At 36.5% G+C, this 21,934-nt stretch carries 13 protein-coding genes; 5 read left to right on the forward strand and 8 right to left on the reverse strand.

Annotated features, from left to right (window positions below):
• Positions 1 to 135: 135 nt before the first annotated feature.
• The 5 genes from AC3WOM_RS00860 to AC3WOM_RS00880 all read right to left on the reverse strand — a co-directional run bounded on the left by AC3WOM_RS00860 (position 136) and on the right by AC3WOM_RS00880 (position 9,788).
• A complete protein-coding gene (locus tag AC3WOM_RS00860) occupies positions 136 to 2,037 on the reverse strand; it encodes an N-acetylmuramoyl-L-alanine amidase (RefSeq protein ID WP_492444383.1) in 1,902 nt (633 codons plus the stop codon).
• 240 nt (positions 2,038 to 2,277) lie between these two features.
• Positions 2,278 to 3,210, reverse strand: a complete 933-nt coding sequence (locus AC3WOM_RS00865; protein WP_492444385.1) for a C40 family peptidase — start codon at positions 3,208 to 3,210, stop codon at positions 2,278 to 2,280.
• A 349-nt stretch (positions 3,211 to 3,559) separates the two neighbouring features.
• Positions 3,560 to 4,660 carry a CAP and S-layer homology domain-containing protein gene (locus AC3WOM_RS00870; protein WP_492444387.1) on the reverse strand — a complete coding sequence of 367 codons (1,101 nt, stop codon included), beginning with the start codon at positions 4,658 to 4,660 and terminating at the stop codon, positions 3,560 to 3,562.
• Between the two features lie 150 nt (positions 4,661 to 4,810).
• Positions 4,811 to 5,467 (reverse strand): S-layer homology domain-containing protein, encoded by a 657-nt coding sequence (locus tag AC3WOM_RS00875; protein ID WP_492444389.1) that lies wholly within the window; start codon positions 5,465 to 5,467, stop codon positions 4,811 to 4,813.
• A gap of 355 nt (positions 5,468 to 5,822) precedes the next feature.
• Entirely contained in the window at positions 5,823 to 9,788 is a 3,966-nt protein-coding gene (locus tag AC3WOM_RS00880; RefSeq protein WP_492444390.1) for a cell wall-binding protein, read from the reverse strand.
• A gap of 421 nt (positions 9,789 to 10,209) precedes the next feature.
• Here AC3WOM_RS00880 and AC3WOM_RS00885 point away from each other — a divergent pair, with 421 nt between their 5' ends.
• Positions 10,210 to 10,887: a hypothetical protein gene (locus AC3WOM_RS00885; RefSeq protein ID WP_492444391.1), complete on the forward strand. Its 678-nt coding sequence runs from the start codon at positions 10,210 to 10,212 to the stop codon at positions 10,885 to 10,887.
• Positions 10,884 to 12,143, forward strand: coding sequence for an efflux RND transporter periplasmic adaptor subunit (locus tag AC3WOM_RS00890; protein WP_492444393.1), 1,260 nt, complete (start codon positions 10,884 to 10,886; stop codon positions 12,141 to 12,143). Before AC3WOM_RS00885 ends, AC3WOM_RS00890 begins: the two co-directional genes overlap by 4 nt.
• Positions 12,144 to 12,338: 195 nt before the next feature.
• Here the strand turns inward: AC3WOM_RS00890 and AC3WOM_RS00895 are convergent, their stop codons facing one another.
• Both AC3WOM_RS00895 and AC3WOM_RS00900 read right to left on the reverse strand, forming a co-directional pair.
• Positions 12,339 to 13,832 carry an S-layer homology domain-containing protein gene (locus AC3WOM_RS00895; protein ID WP_492444394.1) on the reverse strand — a complete coding sequence of 498 codons (1,494 nt, stop codon included), beginning with the start codon at positions 13,830 to 13,832 and terminating at the stop codon, positions 12,339 to 12,341.
• 177 nt (positions 13,833 to 14,009) lie between these two features.
• Positions 14,010 to 17,144, reverse strand: coding sequence for an S-layer homology domain-containing protein (locus AC3WOM_RS00900; protein WP_492444396.1), 3,135 nt, complete (start codon positions 17,142 to 17,144; stop codon positions 14,010 to 14,012).
• A gap of 510 nt (positions 17,145 to 17,654) precedes the next feature.
• Here AC3WOM_RS00900 and AC3WOM_RS00905 point away from each other — a divergent pair.
• Positions 17,655 to 19,079 (forward strand): MBOAT family O-acyltransferase, encoded by a 1,425-nt coding sequence (locus tag AC3WOM_RS00905; protein ID WP_492444397.1) that lies wholly within the window; start codon positions 17,655 to 17,657, stop codon positions 19,077 to 19,079.
• A 10-nt stretch (positions 19,080 to 19,089) separates the two neighbouring features.
• Positions 19,090 to 20,271: a DHHW family protein gene (locus tag AC3WOM_RS00910; protein WP_492444399.1), complete on the forward strand. Its 1,182-nt coding sequence runs from the start codon at positions 19,090 to 19,092 to the stop codon at positions 20,269 to 20,271.
• Positions 20,272 to 20,427: 156 nt separating this feature from the next.
• On the opposite strand, the gene AC3WOM_RS00915 is transcribed toward AC3WOM_RS00910, so the two are convergent.
• The gene (locus tag AC3WOM_RS00915; RefSeq protein ID WP_492444401.1) at positions 20,428 to 21,435 is read right to left on the reverse strand and encodes an acyltransferase family protein; all 1,008 of its coding nucleotides are present in this window, start codon (positions 21,433 to 21,435) and stop codon (positions 20,428 to 20,430) included.
• A gap of 169 nt (positions 21,436 to 21,604) precedes the next feature.
• Between AC3WOM_RS00915 and AC3WOM_RS00920 the strand changes: the two genes are divergently transcribed.
• The gene (locus tag AC3WOM_RS00920; protein WP_429980027.1) at positions 21,605 to 21,895 is read left to right on the forward strand and encodes a hypothetical protein; all 291 of its coding nucleotides are present in this window, start codon (positions 21,605 to 21,607) and stop codon (positions 21,893 to 21,895) included.
• Positions 21,896 to 21,934 lie beyond the last annotated feature (39 nt).

A 21,934-nucleotide genomic window follows, 5' to 3' on the forward strand; every position in this document is an offset into this window, starting at 1 on the left:
TTTTATTAGAACGATATATCTCTACCTTTTGTTACATAATTTCGTAATTTTAGCAAAATTTATTTCTTATTATATAAGAAAAACCATATAAAAAAAAGCTACATTGTTCCACTTATGAACAATGTAGCTTTATTGTTATTGTTTTGCGTAATATTGTGAGATTCCTTTGTAGATTGAGTCAGCAAATAACTCTATATACTGATCATCTGTCATTTTCCCACGATCTTCACTATTTGTTAGGAAACCTAGTTCGACTAGAATGGCTGGTATAATCGTATTACGAATGACGTAGTATTGTTCTTCTTTAACACCACGATTTTTCATTTTCAAATTATTAACAATTTGATTATTAACAAATGATGCTAGATCAATATCTTCCTGATGCATATCACCTGTTGTAATAGCATAATATGTTTCAGTGCCTTGTGCAGAAGTATTCGCCGCTGAGTTTACATGGATACTTACAAAGATTTCACCATAGTTTGCATTTGTAAAGTCTACTCGGTCCTGTAAAGATGGATACGTGTCACTAGTACGAGTCATCAATACTTTTGCACCTGCAGCTTCAAGCTTTTGCTTCACAAGTGTGCTAACCTTTAATGTAATAGCTTTCTCAGAATTAGAACCTACTACAGTTCCTGGGTCCTTACCACCGTGACCTGGATCAATAATGATAATACGATTTTTTAAAGCATTGTCCTTCTGATTTAATAGCTTTAAGTATGATTTATGGACATATCCTTTTTGACCTTCATACGTAACCAATGCCCAATAACCATTAATACTATTCACTTGGACATACTCACCTTTAGTAAGTTTACCTAGAACCGTAGAAGTAGAATTCGCTTCTTTGCGCATATTTAAATTATCTACTGTCACGCGACCAAGTAAGTCACCTGTCACTGTAGGAGGAGTTGGGTCTGGATCCGGCGTAGTAGGCTGCTCAACCTCCACATCCACTGTACTATTAGCAACAATGTAACCTGGTAATCCGTTTACTACAGTTAAATAATAGCCGCCTGCAGTCTTATAAACTGGTAATTTCACATCACTCTTCACTGAGGAAATGATTTTCGAGGAAGATGTTGGCTTAACATAAAGATTGATACCTTGCGTTGTTGTGACCTGCTTTTGGACATTCCCTAGTGCATTTCCATCAGCATCTAAAAATTGTGCGTACGTTTTATAAACATAGGCAAAAGCGCCTTTATAGGTAATCTTTAACCAGTCGCCCTCTACTGCATAGACTGATAGTTTACCACCTTTATTTACTGTACCTACAATATTAGTAGAAGATGCGGAATCCTTTGATTTACGAATATTTAAACCGTCCGATGTACTAGCAATCAATCCAATAACTTGTGATGTATCAGGAACCGCTATGCCTTTAACAGGAGGCTCTAAGCGATATTTTTCACTTTTTGCCCGCGCGATAAATAACGCAAACTGTGCACGTGTCACTTGACTATTTGGATTATAATTTTGACCGCTACCCTTTGTAATACCATTATAGTAAATTGTATTCACATATTGAACGTAGTCATGTGTAATACCTACATCCACAAATGGAGAATCAATATTTTCATATTCACTTGTATCTAACTTAAACGCTTTAGTTAGGACATAACTCATTTCATCACGAGTTAAAGGCTTGTTCGGTAAGAATTGTCCCTTTGTATTGGTTCTAAAGAAACCAAGTTGTACAGCACGTTCTACATAGCCAGAAAGCTCTGTTCCAGTTGTTACATCTGAAAAGTTTGATTTATTGACAACTAGTGGTTTATTGCCTGAAGCAACAACAGCCATTTTGGCAACTTGTCCACGTGTTACTGTGTTATAGGGTTTGTAATACGTTTTACCGTTTTCAGTATATCCTTTAATAACTCCTAAACTAATTAAATAATTGATCTCTTCATACGCTTCATGATCTTTCGGAACATCTACAAAACCGCCACTCGCTTGTGCGCTATGTATAGTAAACATAGAAGCTGAAATGAATAAGACGCATAATATAAGACTGATTTTTCTGAGGTACAATGTCTTATTTCCTCCCTTCCTGTTCTCGTGTTCATTTTAGCAAAATTTCACAGACAAAACTATCATACGAATGTAACTTTTCTACTGTTTTCGGCATCACCTCCAGTATTGCGACTTACTTCATAAAAAGAAGAGAGCCTGCAAGTGCAAACTCTCCTCAATTTATACAATATTTTAAAGAACTTCCTTGCAATGTGTCACTTTAAACGTAGCCCTTGTTTAAAGCGAAACGGAATTCAATTAATTCTGTACTTGTTTTGCGCGTTCAATAAATGTTTGAAGGTGAGAAATTTTTAACATTTCTTCATAGCCGAAATTACCGTTACCTTTACCTTCAGCAATACCATTAGAAGCTAAAATTGAAATAAATTCATTTGCCCAATGACTAGCAGGTACATCAGTAAATGCAATTAATTCACCCTTTTGCTCTAAACCGAAAGCATGTACTAATACTTTCGCAACTTGTGCACGTGTAATTGGTGAAGAAGGGTTAAATTTACCATTACTATCACCATCAAAAATACCTAACTTCGATACAGCAGCAATTGCACCAGCATGTGCATATGTTGGCTTAACATCTGTAAATTTCGTATTTTTATCGGATGTATCCAAGTTAAGTGCTTTCGCGATTTGCTCTGCCACTTCCGCACGAGAAGCGTATACAGTGAAATCGATAGCAGCTTCCTTTACTTCTTCTTTAACAGCTTCTGCTTGTTCACTATCAAATGTTGCTACACGTTTCGCACCAACGTAACGGGAATTCCAATAATATGGATCGTTAACATTTGAATAACTAACGCCTTTATCAGTTTGAGAATGAATCATTTTTCCGTCACCTATGTATATTGCTACATGGGAGATACCACTACCGCTAGTGTTGAAGAATAGTAGATCTCCTACTTGAAGATCATTTTTTGCTACTGCAGTACCTTGTTGATATTGAGAGCCTGATGTACGATTTAATTTAACTCCTAAATCTGAAAAGACCTTGGATGTGAAACCAGAACAATCTAGCCCACTAGTAGTTGTGCCGCCATAAGCATAAGGAATGCCTAAATATTTTGTCGCTGTATCAGTAACATCAGTTGCAGATGCTGCTTCAGCGTTATCTATTTGAGTTGTTGTAAATAACATGAAAGATGCAAAAATCGGTAATAACCATTTCTTTTTCATAGTTTCGGTATACCCCTCTCAGAACTTTTTTGCCTATACATAGACTATCATAAAAGATGCTCTTTTAATTTTTCAATTGTGTAACGGTTTTTGAATACAAAAAAACGCTGATATACCAACGTTTGCTGGTTTACCAACGCTAAAATATGGGTATTAAATAATGGGTATTTCGGAGTTTTGTAACATTCCTGTAATATTAGCGACATTTTGTCATAATAGATTGCCATATTGAATCATTAAGACTAGTAGAAACACATTTTAATCATGAAATTTTTACCATACCGTTCTATACAGTTATTCACCTTACGCAACTGACATCTTCTCCCCGCTGCTAACCCCTGCACATGAATTATTGACTAGAAAACAATTGCACCCAATAGTAATTTCCTTTGCTGTCTATAGCAATAGCAACTCCTGTATTTGTGTAATTTTCCCGTAAAATATTGTCACGATGTGCTGGTGAAGCCATCCATGCTTTCACAGCTGCTTCGGGTGTTGGAATATTTCTTCCTATATTTTCTCCTAAGCTTGTATAAGGATAGTCGAATAGGGTTGCTAAATCCCATGGCATTCCATAGTAGGGTGATTCATGCTCAAAATAATGGCGATTTACCATATCTTGCGCCTTTATAACTGCTACCTGTGTTAATGCTGCATCAAAGCTAAGAGGTTGTAGTTTTTTCTTTTGTCGTTCATTGTTGATTAATTGGATTACATCATTAGACATGGACGATGAATAATTTTTTGTCGACATATATGACTTTGATAAATAATCATAGGCTACCTCATAATTTGTTACTTTAGTTGAAAAGTCAAGGCTACGCTCTACTAATGAGGCAAATTGGGCACGCGTTACTAATTGATTCGGACCAAATTGCTGTGCATTAATACCTTTAATTACGCCCACATCTGCAAGTGATTCAATATAATCCTTCGCCCAGTGACCCTCAGTAACATCCTTAAATTTACTAGCATTTTGGGAATCAACTTCGATGTTATAGGCTAGCGTTAACATCTTAGTAATATGCATTCGCTTTAAAGGAGTCTCGGGATAGAAACAATCACCATTTTGTAAAATACCACGTTCAACTAAGGCACAAATTTCTTTGTAATACGGATGGTTAGTTGATAAATCAGTAAAATTAGGTGAAAATGTAGAGTCGAATTTCAATTGCATGGAACGTGCTATTGCTGCAGCCGCCTCTGCCCTCGTAATTGGCTGCTCCGGTCTGAAATAGCCATTCTGATCATTTGTCATATAATGCTTGTCAAGCATATGTGCTATGGAGCTACTAGCCCAATGTGATTGTGAAACATCCTTTGCAATAGCACCTGCTAAAACTTCTTCAGAAGTGATATTTAGAGGCACAGCGTATGATGTTGCTAACAAGGTAAGAGAAATGCCAACAACACTTGATATTTTTTTGAAAATAGCTACCGCCTCCTTCATTCATATATGTAAAACAGTGTTACCATTATGTACTTAATCATTTTTACCCCTTTCAACCATATACAAACATACCAGTATTACCTATTTTTTCCTAATCAATTTTTAAAAAAACACTCTATGGGCGGATTGCCTAAGAGTGAGTTTTTATGTTTATTCAACACCAATCACATAAAAGGAGCTGTCATTTTTTTCTAGTACTCGATATAGGAATAGTACCATCTGTCCTCTACGAACATCTGTATAAGGTGAAAATGTAGTCGAGCTAGTTCCTTGTGTAATCCCATAATCTAATAACGTTTGAATATACTGATTGGTTTCATTATCTTTTGTAAAATCTGAAAAAGATGCCGATAATCTTGTGGATTTTTGTAATTCAAAGCCAAGTGTCAAAACTTTCGCCATTTGACTTCGTTTAATAAATTGATCAGGGTGATAATTTGTTCCTTTTTGAATAATGCCCTTTGCGGCTAGTGCTGCTATTGGACCATAGTATGGATGAGAGGTTGGAACATCAGTAAAGCCAGGATTCCCCACTTCCTTTGTCTCCAAATTTAAAGCTTTTGCTAAAAAAGAAGCTGCTTCCCCACGCGTTAAATTTTGATAGGGGCTAAACATAGTATCTGTTGTTCCAAATACAATACCCTTACTATATAATTCTTGGACTGCCTTATATAATTCTCCCTCATTACCATCATTTTTAATATCAGTAAATGGCATAGATGCTGCTTCTGTTGGGATCGCCATAGCAAATGGAGCTACTATTATTGCTGCAGACAAACAGCTTGTTTGAAATAATTTTTTTGACAAAATAAATTCTTCCTTTCCTGCTCGAATAGATGACTTGAGAGGATTTACATATTTTCATGAACTGCCAGCTTAAATCAATTACGCCCCAGCGTAATTGCGTCCAGATTTTTTTCGAGCTCGCTCGAAAAGCTCCTCTTCAAAATCCGTGACATCCACCAGAGGCTTTAGGCCAACACGATGTTGGTCACTCAGGCGTTTTCACAGGATGTGTAGATCTTAGCCTGAGTTCCTCTATTTCAGCGGGCGTTTGTACGCCCACTGAATATGAATAAAATCGCATTCATCTCGCCACCTATAGAGGTGGGAGTATTCTGCTGAATCAAGATAAAGAAAGAGGGACACTTGCCCTCCCTCCTTACTCTAATCCTAATGCTTTTAAATGATCCTGCAAAATACGGAAATTATACACCAAATCCTGTTGTTCAAGGCTGAGTGAGCTGTATAGCTTTTGTGCGGCAAGTACTTTCTTTTCAAATTGTTTATTGTCTGGATCTATTTCGCCAATCGCATTCACTACTTTTAATACCGCTGCTACATCTTTTTCAGCTTTCTTTAAAGTATCGTAGTTGATAACTTGCCCTCTTACTTTTGAATCTAATACTTTGTATGCCGCAACTGCATTTGCCACATCCTCTATATAGGTGCTAGAAGTTGGGTGCAGACCACCTATTAATTCAACTACCTTCTTTACATCAGTCAGATTTTTTTCAGCCTCAAGCAGGATATTATAATTGGAAACTCTTTGTTTATCAATCGTGTTCAAGCTATCATAATCTTTTCTTACAGATTCAACCTTACCAAAATACAGTGGATCACTTGGCTTTAAGTCTGCAATACTTTGATACACTTTAATAACACTGTCTAATGAAAGAAGAAGCTGTTGATTGTATACATATCTTCGCTGCGTTGCATTAAGATTGTCATATGCTTTTAAAATCTTTTGATATTGGCTATCCATATTTTTAGATGTCATCAACTTTTCAATCTCATTGACAACATTTATAACAGGCTTAATCAACTTTTCTTGCTCTTGCAATGTTTTATAGTTTTCAACAGCCATTTGCTGATCTTTCGGCAGCGCATTATAAGTAGCTCGTATTTCTTCAATACGTTTAACATATTGGCTGGCTTCTATTGAAGGTAATTCCTCAATCATGCGCTGTACATTGCCTGCACCTAAAATACTTGATTCAGCAGCTTGTAAAAGATGGTAGTTCGTAACATATTGCTGCATCTCCTTGCTTAGTCCATCATACAATGCACGTGCCTGTGCTGTATCTGTATGGAATGTTTTACTAGATGCCTTTAACTTACCGATTAGTTCGATTACTTTAGCTGTTGGCTCATAGCCTTGTAAAATGGCAATATTCTTGACGAATGCTTTTTGTTCTTTCGTTAGCTTATCATAAGCCTTTCTTGCAGCGTTTACTTGACTAACAAATTTACTTGATTCAGGTTCTAAAACATCGATTTGTACCATGGTATTTAAAATAGGCTTTACTTGTTTCTCACGGTCCGTTAATACCTTCACGTTGGATACAAGCTTTTTCTGTCCTGATTGTAGCTTGTCATAAGCAACACGAGCATTCATTAGCTTTGTTAGAAACTCATCATCATCAGGTACAGCCGCATCTATCAAAGCAATCACTGTATGCGCAGATTTTAGCTCAGTTTCAGCTGTGACAAGTTTTTCGTAATTCAATACAGCACTTTGTTTTTCTGGCGGTAATGCATCATAATTTTTACGTGCTGTATCTAAATCATTTAAAAACGTTTTACTAGTTGGTTTTAATGTTTCAATTAAGCCTATTAATGTTGCCACATCTTCCACTGCTGCTAGCCGGTCATAATTTGTGACACGTTTTTGCGAGGCAGGGTCTAACGCATTGTAAGCTTTTCGTGCTGCTAATACCTTTTTAGAGTAATCTTTACTTGATGGATTTAACGCTGTAATGAGATTAATAACTTTTACGACACTAGCATTATTTTTCTCATAAGCAGTTAGTGTTTTATATTGTGTAACTAATTTTTTTGCATTTTTATCCATAGTCTTATATTCAGCTGTCAATGCTGCCACTTTTGCTACAAATGTAGCATCAGACTCATTGGCTAATGCAATCACACGATCATCAAAGCTTTTAGCAGTTGTCATATATCCCTTTGCTATTTGTAAATCTTGATAATTCGCGACTAGTAGTTTTGCTGCATCTGAAAGTGCTGCATAATCATTTAGTAACAGCTCAACTGTTTCATTGTATGTTTTTTGTGAGGTATTTAAGGCCAGGATTCGCGTAATAATGCCCATTGCCTCTACTTGATCTTTCAACGATTTATAGTTTTTTACATAGACCTTGTTTGTAGCATCTAGCTTTAAATAAGCTGTATTGGCAGCTTTCGCTTTTTTTGTATAATCCTTTGCAGCAGGGTCTAGCTTTTCAACAAGTGTAATAACATTTAAAACAGCTTTTTGTGATTTTTCTAAATCGGTTAATATTTTAATATTTGTGACACGTTTTTTTGCATCTGCAGAAAGAGCATCATATTGTTTTCGTGCTTCCTGCATATCTTGAATCAGATTTTGTGAGTTATTTAAAGCTGCAATTTTGCTTACAACATCTGCCAATGCAGCTTCTTCATTAGAAAGTAAAGTTAATTTTTCGCTTAGCTTTGTCTTAATAGTAGTTAATGCAGCTTCTTGTGCATGACCAGTCGGATCTAAAGCATTTACCTTCGTTTGGTATGTCATAATTTGCTGGCTATAATCTGGCGATGTAGTCTTTAATGCATTGACCTTATTCATTAAATCAGCATATGGAAAATAAGTAGCTAGTTGAGCCTTATTTTGCACAATCGCCTGCTCTGTAGTACTAAGTTTATCAAAAGCCGACTGTGCTAATAGTGTTTTACTCTCAAACGTAGAGAGGCTTGGATCAATGGCAGCAATTAATTTATCTACATCTGTCGAAGCACTATATTTCTTTTCCCATTCTATTAATGTTGCCAAGTTATTGACAATTTTTTTGACATTTGCTGCATTCACAGTAGAAGGTGGAGTATTGTAAGCCTCTCGTGCCTCCTTAATTTTTGTAAACTGTTCTGCTGCACTTGCACTTTCGATAGCTTGAATAAGAGCTTCAATTGTTTCAGCTTCTTGGATTTCCTTCTCAGCAGCAGTTAGATTTGTAGCATTTTTGACAAATGCTTTTTTATCTAAACCGTTGTAGGAAGTTGTTAGATTATTAACTATTGTACGATAATCTGCACTATTAGAAACTACTAGCGTATTGATTTGCTTTGAAACATCTGCCGCAGCTTTATAAGGTAAAAAAGCATTATAGTTAGTAACATAATTTTGAGCTTCTTTCGTTAATTTACCGTGGGCTGTTTCAATGGCAGAAACTGCGCTAATAAAAGTAGTTGCCTTATCAAAGCTTGCTGCATCCTTACCTATTAATTGAGTAATACTATCCTCCACTTTTAAAGCAGCATCAATATTTTGCTTTGCATCAGTGTAGGTTTTATAAGGAGCAATTGTTTCATCTTTAGGAATATAAGCTATAACTATTTTTTTATGATCTGCTGATAAAGCGTTATAGGCTACTGTAATATCAGACACAGTATCCTTAACGATTGAATAGTCGGGAGCAGATTTTGAAAGCTCTAATTTTAAATCATCCAATAGTTCAATAGCGGGCTGTACAGCAGCAACAGCATTTACCATTGTAGTTAGCTTATCTAGATCAGCACCATTTGTTTTAAAGTAATTTTTTTGTGTTGCTTCATCATAGCCATACTGAACTGCAAGCCCTAGCATTGATGAAATTGCCGTTTGCGGTGCTGCATTCACAGCTTCTTTAAAGGTCTTTTGCACATTAGCATAGGAGCCAGCTTTGGCTTCATTCATAAATTCTTTATATTTGTCATTTGTCTCCTCAGCATCTCTAATAAGAGAACTACTTGTATAAGTTAATTTATTAATACTTCCGCCAAGATTCTTAATATCCGTTAGCAGGTTTTTCTGCGCTCGTACGTAAGCTACCTTTGCTTTAATAAATTGAACTTCATCAGCAGTAAATCCTGCTGCATTTAAACCACTAAAGCGGCTTTCTGCAATCGTTATATCATCGAGTGAAGATTTATCTGTTAAATTTTTATACATTGTTTGCAGTTGTTCCTTTGTCTCCACTGCTACTGCATTCACATAGGCAACTTGCTCCGTTTTTTGATGTGGCTGTACTTCTTGAGCATTGGCAAGCGCTGCTGGTGATAGTAATAAACTTGTCAACACACCAACTTTTATTGGTTTCTTCAAAATGCCCACCCTTTCTTTTTACATTATATAGGAAAATGGATATGTATTTATGGCTTCAAATTGTCTATCTTTAGTATCGGTACTTCTCGTTCAATTTCAAGCTATTCTCTCAAAGTCTCTTATGCCCTTTACGAACGTATTGATAATTGCTATTTTTAGATTGTATAGGCTTTTTATAGGAAGTTATTGCTAGGATACTATATAATCGAATTATGTGCATTGATCCTGCACAAATTTTGGCAAACCAGTGAATTTACTAGAAAAAAATGCATTTGACGATTCATTTTAAAAACACTCAGAAAAATTCGATTGAAATTTCTCTTTATCGAGAAAATTCCTTTTAAAAATCAGCATTTATCCTATGTTATTTACCAGTAATTAGGTGTATACTACATCTCTACTATTCAATTTACTAGAAAGGGAGCTCTATATGTTTTATCACTATAAGTTTTGGCATAGCTTAACGCATCCCAATAACTTTACCCAAGCCGTCGAAGGAGGAGAAATAAGAGGCTATAAAAAACGATCCTTCACTGTTTTTATACTTTTCATGCTACTATTCATCATTCGTGAATTTTGGGGCATGGGTACTGAAAGCTTAACAACATTATTTGCAATGAATCATCAGGATGAATACTATACAGCTCGTTTACTTTCAATGATAGGCGCTATTGCCTGGGGAATCATTTATTATGCCTTTCATTATTACGGTGTTACATATTTGTTGCATCTGTTAACTGACATACCATATAAATGGATTCAAAAAGTACAACTTTATGTCATGGTATTGTTATTAATTGAAAAAACAATATTATTTGCTGTGTTCTATTTAGTAGGCTATACAACTACCTTCTCCTTCCTATCACTTGCACCACTTGCTCAGCAAGTTATGGAAACAGATGTAGTATTATTTGTTATTAATCAATTAACTATAGCAACCCTATTCACAATCATTGTGCAATATACCTTTCTTTCTAAATGGGAGGAAGTATCAGATCGTAAAGTTTTGCTAGCAAAAATAATTATTCTACATGTGCTAATGGCTGTGTTTGTTGGAATGATTAGTGTACTGCCTTTACAAGAATGGATCACAAGGGGGTTAGGATGATGCGCTTTATTAAATCCAGACCTTGGAAAAATTTGAGTATGATTGTACTAGCGATACTAATTGGCGTGAATGCTTATTTTGTATTTAAGGATGACAGTAAGGTTGCTCGCTCCTATTTTATAGATGAATTCCAAAGAGCTACTACCGGTGATCGTGTAGAAACAATTAAAAAAGATGCAATAGTTGCTCCAGCACAAACATATTCCATCTCCGCAGATGCAAAAAGCCTTTCTGCGATCGATGTTAAACGTGGTCAGGAAGTTCGTGTCAGCGATATATTAGCTAGCTATAAAACAGAAGAAGTTGACGATGAATTAACAAAGCTTGAAGCTGAGCGTGATGCTTATGAAACGGAATTAAGTGATTTAGAATCCGCTTTAGCACAAATAGAATCGGAATATGGTGGGCAAAGTGACCCTAAAAGCTCTATCAATACGGATCAAATTAGTGATAAGCTAAATGTCACGGTTAAATTAGAATTAGGTCAGCAAAATTCTCCTTCTTCTGCAATGGCAATTTTAAACCGCCATATTGCAGAGGCAACTAGACAAGTAGCATTAATGGAAGCACAAATAGCCCAAATTCAGGCACGCCAAGGTGTTATTAGTCCTGTTGACGGTGTTATTTCAAACATAATAGAAGAGGCTGGCGCAGTAACATTTGAAATTTATTCATTAGAGAAATCTATGCTCGCCTACTTATCTGAGGATGAATGGCAAAAGGTGAAGGATGGTCAAACCGTTAATTTTGACTTGCAGCATTATAAGGATGATTTATCTGGTATTGTACTTCAAAAGCAACTGATAGCTACTAATAATGAATCGCATTGGGCAAATGAATTAGCTAAATCAATAAAGCTACCACAGCCTTCAAGCTATGAGGTCATATTGCAGCAGGACAATGTTCTAGACAATATTCCATTCTCTACAGTTGGTCAGGCTTCCATTATCGTGAATGAAGCCTTCGATGCCTATAAAATTGATTCTACATGGGTAAAGTCTACAAAGAAGGGCCAACAGAGTGTTTATATTATTGGTGAAGACGGTAAAATTCGTTTGGAGGATATAGACGTTGCCTTCAAAACGGCAGATACTACAATTTTTACAGGCTATATGGAAGCTGGGATACCGATGATCGATAAAGAAAATCGCAATATTTTAGCTCGTACCTTCCGTTCCATGCCAATAAAAAGGATTGAATGGCAACAATTTAAAGAAATAGGTTGGAAAGACTATGTAAAATACATTGTCTTTTAATATATTAAAAACCTCCCTGTATTTTGCGAGGGCACTGAAAAAGTCGATTTGCCACAAAAATTGTGATGCAAATCGACTTTTTTAAGTTTTCAAATCTAACAAAAGACAAATTTCTAATATAAAAAAGTGATTTTTTTAGTTTTTCAGTGCCCTTGTATTTTGCTAGGGAGGTTTCTTGTTAGCTATTAATACCTTTTAATAAAAGGGTGTATTCTCCATTTGTTCCTCTGTTGCAAACTCATAGTACATCGTTGTGACCCCGCTTACTTCATAGATCATGCCATGAACATAAAGCTTCTCACCATTTGTACCAGTTAGACGAATAGAGAAGAGCGAATCCTCTTTTGCTACTCCCTTTATCGTAACACCTTCTGTTGAAAGCTCCGCATCGATAATTTGATGATCATATCTTGCACCTGTATACTGCTCTACTTTAATATCCTTCACTGTAAAGCCAATATCACTCATTGAAATAAATGCACTGTTTATTTCAACTGCGGACGTTGTATATATATCATAGCCGCTCGATTCGGCATGAATTCCTACTCGAACTGATTGACCTTTACTGTCTGATAATGTTGCAATATAATCACCCGCTTGCAATAGCTTTAGCTCATAGCTTCCACCTTTCGGAATCATTTCCTCTTCCCAGCCATCAAAATTCACTGGCTGATAGCTGTATACTTTTTCACTTACAGCATGTCCTCCAGCCGTTGTTAGCTGAATGTTTTTTGGATCAAAGCCTAAATCCTCTTCCAACAACATCGCTATGCCTGGAGTTACCTCGTCCGATTGCTGGCAAATCAGCTGTAGCTTACCATCTACTTTGCTGACAGTAACTTTATATTTCACCATTTCAATCATTTCATAATTTTCTTCATTATCGATATTGTAGCCCATCAGCATAAAATAGCCTGATCCTTCTCGTAATGCTTCAATTTTCACTTCATTATTAGCTTGATACATTCGGAAAGATTCATGATCTCCTTCTATCGCCTGATTATCTGTAGCATATGCCTCAATAAAATTAGATCCAAGCTCTTTTGCTGTAAACGTTTTGGTAACTCGTTTAGCCTGCATAGCCTCCATGCGCTGAATAAATACTGCAAGCTGTGAACGATTGACAGTTTCCTTTAATCCAAACTTAGTTGGCGTAATTCCCTTCGTTATCTGATTTTCAAACAATGGAATAACTGCATAATAAGCTTCGGAATATTTCACTATATCTGTAAAGGGTAAAGCATCTACTTCATTGCTTTCTATCTGGTAAGCAGCAGTTAGAATTTGTGCTAATTGTTCACGTGTAATAGCTTGATTGACACCAAAACTGCCATCAGCCAAACCTAGTAGTGCTCCTTTATTTTCCAAAGCTGCAATAGCTCCATAATAATCGTCGCTTGGCTTAACATCCGTAAATTTAGGGTCTTCTACATTCTTTGTATCTAAATGTAATACATTGGCTAAAATTTTCGCAGCCTGTCCACGTGTAACATTAGCAAATGGTTTAAATGTACCATCCGCATACCCCTTTATAATGCCTCGCTCCGCTAAGTCCTTTACAGCAGCCCCATATTCCTGTGTATAATCAACATCCGTAAATCTTTCTGCTGCCTGTGCAGTCGGTACTACAATAGCACTTGTTGTTAGAGCAGCAATTAATGCGCCCTGAAATAAAGTATGCTTCTTCACCAGTTCAACCCCTCACCACGTTTTATCTATTTTACTATGATAATACGAGTAAGAGAAACCAAAAGTTTCATAATATACCAATGCAACATTCATAGCCCAGCTTTTCCAGTATTCTATCCAGAAAAAAACAGTGGAGCGTTCGATTTACTCGAATCTCCACTGTTTAGAAAAACTATCTTATTTATTGAAGTCTTGTTTAGCTGTTACTTTAACAGGTGTTGCACTTTGACCACCAATGTTCACACGAGCATTGAATACATCGTTTGCTTTACCTGTAGCAGCTGCAGTATCAGTACCGTTATTGCTGAATACTACTTCACCAGAAACTTTTGATAAAGTTAAAGTTGTAGCAGCAGTTGCAACACCGTTGAATGTTGCTTTACCTTTGTTTGCACCATTCTCATCAACTTGTGCCATTACGCCATATTGGTCAGTAACAACTACGTCAGCTAATCCGAAGAATGCATCTAAGCCGAATGTTGTATCTACATTGTAAGAGTAAGTAGTTACAAGGTTTACAGATTCGCCTGCAATAAAGTTAGCAGCTTTGCTGTTTTCTACAACAGCTACTTTTTCAACTTTTGGTGCAACGTTAGAGAAAGTTACATCTTTAACGATTTCTTCACCAGTAGCATTGATTGTAATTGTTACTTTTGCAGTTGCTGTTTTTGCATCTTTATCAAATACTACATTCGCAGCATCAGTAGTCGTAATATTACCATCAGCTACGCTTGTAAGAACTGCTGATTTTACAGTGTAATCAGAGCCAGCTGAAAGTGTAACTTCTCCACCATTAGCTGTTACAGCTTTTACTACAATATCTTTTCCGTAACCAGCTGGAATAGCACCATCAGTTACATAGATAGGTTTGATATCTTCTACTTTATAAGAAGTAAATGAGCTATCTTTGACTACAGAGAATTGTTTTGAGTAAGAGCTTGCTTCGTTAGCAGTGTTGTCTGCAACTTTTACAAGTTTAAATGTAACGTTAGCAGTCGTTTTAGTAGCGCCTGCTTTGTACTCTACTGTAATTTTATTGTTAGCAGCATTTTTAATTTCACCAGTTACAGTAAATGGTGCATCAGCATCTGTAAATGCTTTAATTGTGTAGTCTGCAGTTGCAAGTTTTGCAAGAAGCTCGTCAGTAGAAATTACTTGACCAAATTGATCTTCCACTACGATGTCTTTTGCAGAGATATCAACTTTAGCACCTGTAAGTTCACGGATAGATGTGCTTACTTTGCTATCTAAGCCAGTAATTACTTTTGGTGCAGTTGCAGCTTTAGGAATAACTGTTTGTGTAGCCACTTTACCAGTTGAAGAAGTAACAACAACTGTTACTGGTGCGTTTTCTACTACGCCAGCGCCTGCTACTTTTGCATAAAGTTCACCATCTTTTTCAAATAAAGTACCGCCAGTAATTGTAATACCTTTAGTGCCGTTTAATGCAGTAACTTCTTTAATTGCATTGCCTTGTTTATCTAATACAGATAATGGGAATAGAATATCCGCTCCAGCAGTAACAACTTTTGTTGGTGCTCCTAATGTAACTGAATCAGCACGTACACCTTCAGCTACTTTCACTGCAGTTTGACCGTTTTTACCAGTTGCTTTAGCAATCACGATTACGTTTGTGTCACCAGCTGCTACGATGTTTGCAACAGGTAATACAATAACATCTTTCCCGTCGATTGTTTGTTTTTCAAACGCACCGAATGTCGCAACAGCTTGGTTTGTATTTGTTACAAGAACCTCAGAATTTGCTCCATTTAAACGGTTAAGATCAGTAATTTCTTTACCATATTGATCTTTTAAAGTAACAGGAAGATAGAATTTATCTTTTGCTAAATTAACATCTTCACTGAATGTTTTGCCATCTTTATTATAAAGAGTACCAATAGTAATATCAGATGCTACAGTTTTAGCAGAAACTGTTACAGTTTTAGTAGTTGTTGTTGCAGTTGCACCGTGGATAGCAGTCACAACTACTTTATCGCCTTCTTTAAGTCCTGCAGCTTTTGTAATTGTGATAGAGCCATCTGCATTAGCAACAGCTGAATCAGCGCCTGCTGCAGTTAATGTTAAAGCAGAAGCATTTAGCTTTGTAATATCTTCGCCGTATTGGTTTGTTACTTGGAAGCCAACTGTAGCTGTTGTGTTGCTTGTAGATGGTGCTACTTCACCAAGAATTTCAATACCAGCAACTTTTTCGTCTTCAGTTTTCACAGTGCCAGTTACTGCTTGATCAGCAACGCCAGATACGCTAACTGTGAATTCACCTTTTGTAATTTTGCTAGTTAATTCAATTGTTGCAACTGTTTTGTCTTCGTTCCATGTAATAGAAGTGAAGTTAGATTTGAAGCCATCTTTTTTAAGCTCAAATTTAGCTTTTTCTGTTTCAACTGGTTTGTTGAATGTTACTGCTAACGTTTTTGCATTTACTGCATCAACAGTTTTTACTTTTAACTCAGTTACATATGTAACTACAGCTGAATAAGTTTTGCCATCAATCACAAACTCTACATTTGTTTCTTTATTTTCTGGAAGTGGAGTTGGTAATGTTACTGTATGTTTTTTGTCATCAGAAAGTGTAACTTCTAATGTAGTTGCATCTACGACTTTAGCTTCTTTAACAGTTAAAGGTGCTTCTTCACCGATGTTTGAAATTGTACGGTGTAAGAATGATGCAAATTGACCGCGTGTTAATGTGTTTTTCGGATTGAACGCTTTCACGTTTGTAAGTCCAGCATATTCTAACGCGATGATTGCTTCACGATTTTCAGTAGCTGTAGCTTTGTCTAAATCAGTGATTGTTGATTTGAAGTCAGATTCTTTATAATCTGCCACTAAATCTACGTTATAAACCGTTTTGATAGCACGTACTAATACAACTGCCATTTGCTCACGGTTCATGTTATTTGTGTGCATTAATTGGTTGTTTGAGCCTTTAAATACGCCAGCATCTTTTACAAGTGCTGCATATTGTAATAACTCTTTGTCTGGAGCTGTTGTTGGTAGGTCAGTGAAACGTGCTTCTGTAGCATAATCTGTAGGAATCTCATAGTTTTCAGATACTAACCATTTCCCTAAGAATTTTGTTACGTTACCACGAGTAACAACCGCATTTGGCTTAAATGTTCCATCTGTATAACCTGCTACAATTTTAGCATCTGCTAATGCTAAGATAGCCTCCTTGTGGTCACTTGATTCAATATCAGAAAAGCTCGCTGCGCTTGCTACTGGTACGATTGCTGATGCTACTAGGGCTGCTGATGCTGCGCCGACAACCCATTTACTATATTTTTGTTTCATATGAAATAACCTCCTAGATAAATTAGCCACTTTTGGTGACTACAAATCTATTATAGGATTACAAGATAATAAATTTCAAAGGGCAAGATTTGGAATGAAATATGTGGTAACACTATATTTTTAAAGGGTTTATAACCATAATTTACTTTAAATGATGGTAGTTACCCATCCTTAAAATTAACATACAAACCTTACTGCCAAGCGAAAAATATACCATATTGCCCATGTCATTTTTACCAACTAAATTTCGACAAAAATCGACTTTTATCCATTATTTAGTAAAAATACACTGGTGAACAATTCGTGAATTTACGTTACAATAAGGTAGGTAATTTATTCATGCATTTCCTTGATTATATTAGAATTTTCTAGCAGTTTTGCGGATTATCAGTTATTTCGAATGTTTTTAACTCTTTAAACGGCGGTATAAGCATTGTATATGGCAATCTTAACAGTGACCATGTAGATGCAATTACAATAAACAAATATTAGAGATGGGGATTTGAAGGAATGGTTTTTAGTAGCCTTATATTTTTATATGTCTTTTTGCCATTAGTGCTCATTGTGTACTTCATCTCTCCAAAGATGTTACGCAACACGATATTACTGTTGGCCAGTCTCTTCTTTTATGCATGGGGCGAACCAAGATATGTACTTTTAATGATGATTTCGATTTTACTCAACTATATTTTGGGTATTATCATTGAAAATACGATTTCGCAGTCTAAACGAAAAGCACTACTTTGGCTAGTGATTGTCAGTAACTTAGCCATCCTTGGCTATTACAAATATGCCGGCTTTTTTGTGGACATCCTAAACAACTACTTGGAGCAAGCAATTGAATGGCAGGCTGTACCGCTTCCAATCGGCATTTCATTCTACACGTTCCAAGCTCTCAGCTATGTAATTGATGTTTACCGAAAGGATGTTAAGGCTCAACGCAACTTTTTGGACTTATCACTCTTCATTACACTTTTTCCACAGCTTGTGGCAGGACCGATTGTTCGCTATCAAACAGTGGCAGAGCAAATAAAAAAACGCCTCTCCACGGCGGAGGATTCAATGATTGGTATCCGTCGTTTTGTGCAGGGCTTAGCTAAAAAAGTATTGATTGCCAATCCAATGGGCGAGGTTGCTGATCATGTCTTTAGTTTATCAGGCGGAGATTTAACAACAGGGACTGCTTGGATAGGAATTCTAGCGTACTCGCTTCAAATTTATTTTGACTTCTCTGGCTATAGTGATATGGCCATCGGATTAGCACGAATATTTGGCTTCAAATTTGAGGAGAACTTTAACTATCCGTATATTGCACAATCAGTAACAGATTTCTGGCGTCGCTGGCATATATCACTAAGCAGCTGGTTTAGGGATTATGTTTACTTCCCACTTGGAGGTAGCCGTGTTAGCCATGAATGGAAGCTTTATCGAAATTTATTAATAGTTTGGACATTAACGGGCTTTTGGCACGGAGCAAGCTGGACATTTATGGCATGGGGCTTTTATTACGGAATATTAATTTGCCTTGAAAAATGGGTGCTTTTAAAATGGTTAGAACGTATACCTCGTTTCCTACGCCATATTTATATACTTATTATTGTAATGATCGGCTGGGTATTCTTTAGAGCGAACGACTTTACATATGCTTTCAGCTATATTAAAACCATGTTTGGACTATCCGATGCAGCACTTTATAATTATGAAACGATATTACTAACAAAGGATTATGGGGTATACTTTGTCATTGCTATTATTTTTGCAATGCCAATCTATCGACTATATCAAACTTGGAGTGAACAAAGAGCTACTAGCTCCCTATCTTTTGATTGGAGCTTACGTCTTGGACAAACCATTTACTATGGAGCACTGTTACTCTTTATCACAATGTTTTTAGTCAACGCAACACATAATCCATTTATATACTTTAGATTCTAGGTGGGACAGCATGCGAAAAATTCAAATGTATCTATTACCAATAACCTTTTTTTGCATCATTTTCGGTGGCCTCGTCATACATGTCAAAACTGTGGACCGTAAACAGTCAGAAATGGAAAATCGTCCATTGGAATCTGCCAATCTATCACCTAGCTTACAGGAAATCTTCTCTGGCGCATGGTCAAAACAGGTGGAATCCTATATTTCCGATCAGTTTCCTGCCCGTGATACATGGATGCGCAATTATGTGCACTTCCAGCGAGCGGTTGGCAAAACCTATTTAAACGATAAATACGCAGTAGACGATACTAGTGGCTGGATTATTTCGAAGCCAGCCGTAGCAAAATCTGAAAAGGAACTTACTTCCTTTGCCACTGATTTGCAAAAGCTCAGCGAGGGACTAGCCGAAAAAAGAATACCGTTTACGTTTTATTCACTGCCAGCGAAGGCTACTTACTCACGGGAACCAAGTCCTAGCTATATGCCTGAAGATGCCGGAATAGCCAATAATGAGCGCTTACATAAGCTTGTTACTGCTGCTGGCGTTGACAATATCCGACTCTATGATGAAATGAAGAATGACTTCTCTACAGAACAGTACTTCTTTAAAACAGATCATCACTGGACTATGCGCGGTGCATACACAGGCTACGAGGCACTAATAAAAACAATGAGCGAGCGACTTGGTGAAGCAATTCAGCCGATTCCATACAAGGAAGACAACGCCTTTTGCTTACCTAATAAGTTTGCTGGTTCCTGGAATAAAATCTTATACATGACCGTTGATAACCACGATCAAATTTGCTATAACGAACCACCTTCGTTTGCAACACAATTTACCATCTATGACGGTACAATCGAAGGAGGCGTTACTGCCCCATACGAGGCTGTATATGGTCGTGCAAAAAAAATGAATCCTGACACAGTCGTAAACTATGCAGATGCCTATAGTCGAGACTTTGCAGAGCTCACAATAGTTAATGAAGACTATGACAGTGATAAACATATTGTTGTTATCAAAGATTCTTATTTTAATGCTATTCAATTTCATGTAGCAAGCCATTTTAAAAAGCTAACTATTTTAGATTTGCGATACTTGGAGAAGGATATTATTTCATATTTACAAAATGTACAGCCTGATTACGTGGTGTTAGCATACAATGATCGAAATTTAAAATTAATGCCAGAATGATTTACATTGTAAACTAGTAGCGGTATTTTTACTTTTACTGGCGATTTCGTTGAAACTACCGGTGATATTTCAACTTCTTGCGGCGATTTCGTTGAAGCTACCGGCGATACTACAAAAAAAGGCAGTGATTTCTATTTTGAAAGAAATCACTGCTTTTTACTGTGTAGTACGTCTTTTTATTTTCCCCACAATCCATTGACTAAATGGCAGCAATGAAATGAATTTAGTCAACAGTAGACAAACCGCTAACGTCCACAGCAACAACAGTGGTACACGGACTAGGGTACTATCGAAATGCTTTACAAACCAGCCAGTTGATAAACGCAAAACTTCCCAATGCGTGAGATAAATCATAAACGCATATTGACTCAGCACTTTAACAGCTTTTGTATGCGGTAAAGACTGCCCCCAGGCAATCACAAATAGCACCATACTAATCACAAATGGTATTAAATCAAGACGCCTTGAATGTACCTCTACGAAACCTAAAAGCAAACGAATATACAAAAAGACAGCAGACAGTACAACTAATACAACTGTCGAATATCGATATTTTCGAGCTAATGCTGCAATCTGAGAATAATAGATACCAAATGCATAGGCAACAGCAAAATAACCAAGCCAACCAGTAAAGAAAAACCGCAGCCAAATACTATTTTCTTGAAAAATAGGATATGGCAATAAAATCACTGTATGATGAATAAGTGTAACCAACACACTTAATGGTAAAAACCATACTATAGACCATTTAAAACGTGTTATCAGCGTAAAGATTACATATAGCTGCATAATAACCACAACAAACCATCCAACAAATTCCCCATAAACAATATTAGCAAAATACTTTTCCCATAATAAACCTTTTTGATAAATGGACTCAACAACTACTGCATCGATAAAAGCCCATACTAAAAAGGGAATAAAAATATATTGAATCCTACTCGACCAAAAATTCCTTGGTATATTCTCATGATAACGATTGGCCAATATTAAAATAGACAGTACAATAAACGTCGGTGTCGCATAGCACAACGCAATCCTAAAAAAAAGATAAATCGTCTGCTCCGGCTCTGCCCCAACCTCCATAATAACCCACGAAGATGTGTGTAATAGTAAAATAGACAGACACGCCACCACACGTAGGTAATCCCACTCTTTAATCACTACAACATTCTCCTAGTTCTTTTCTCTCTCTTTTAAGCATGTCATATTTTGTCGATGATTGCAATGGTGATACTTGTAAGCTTGTTTTCTATGTTATAATTAGAGAGATTACTTATATAGAGAGAGATTAAAAAAATAGATAGATTTAAAATGAAGAGAGGTGAAAGGAATGGAGGAAGTTTTAAGCGAGCTAAAACAAATGAATCAACGGCTTAATTCTATTGAGAATCGCCTTGATTCTGTAGAAAATAGACTTGAGTCCGTAGAGAATCGGCTTGAATCTGTGGAAAATCGACTTGCAGTAATAGAAGTTGAACAACAGCAAATTAAACAAGCTGTTTTAGAAACAAATGAAAAAGTAAACCGACTAGAGGCAATTCAAGAAAGCCAGCATCATATTATCGAACTATTGTCAGTGCGCTCAATCCAACAGGAAGCTGAATTAAAACGGCTTCAATAATGTGCACGCCCACTTAAAAAAGTGGGCGTTTTTTAATAG

This window comes from Lysinibacillus sp. FW301-JW8 (genome assembly GCF_058788755.1).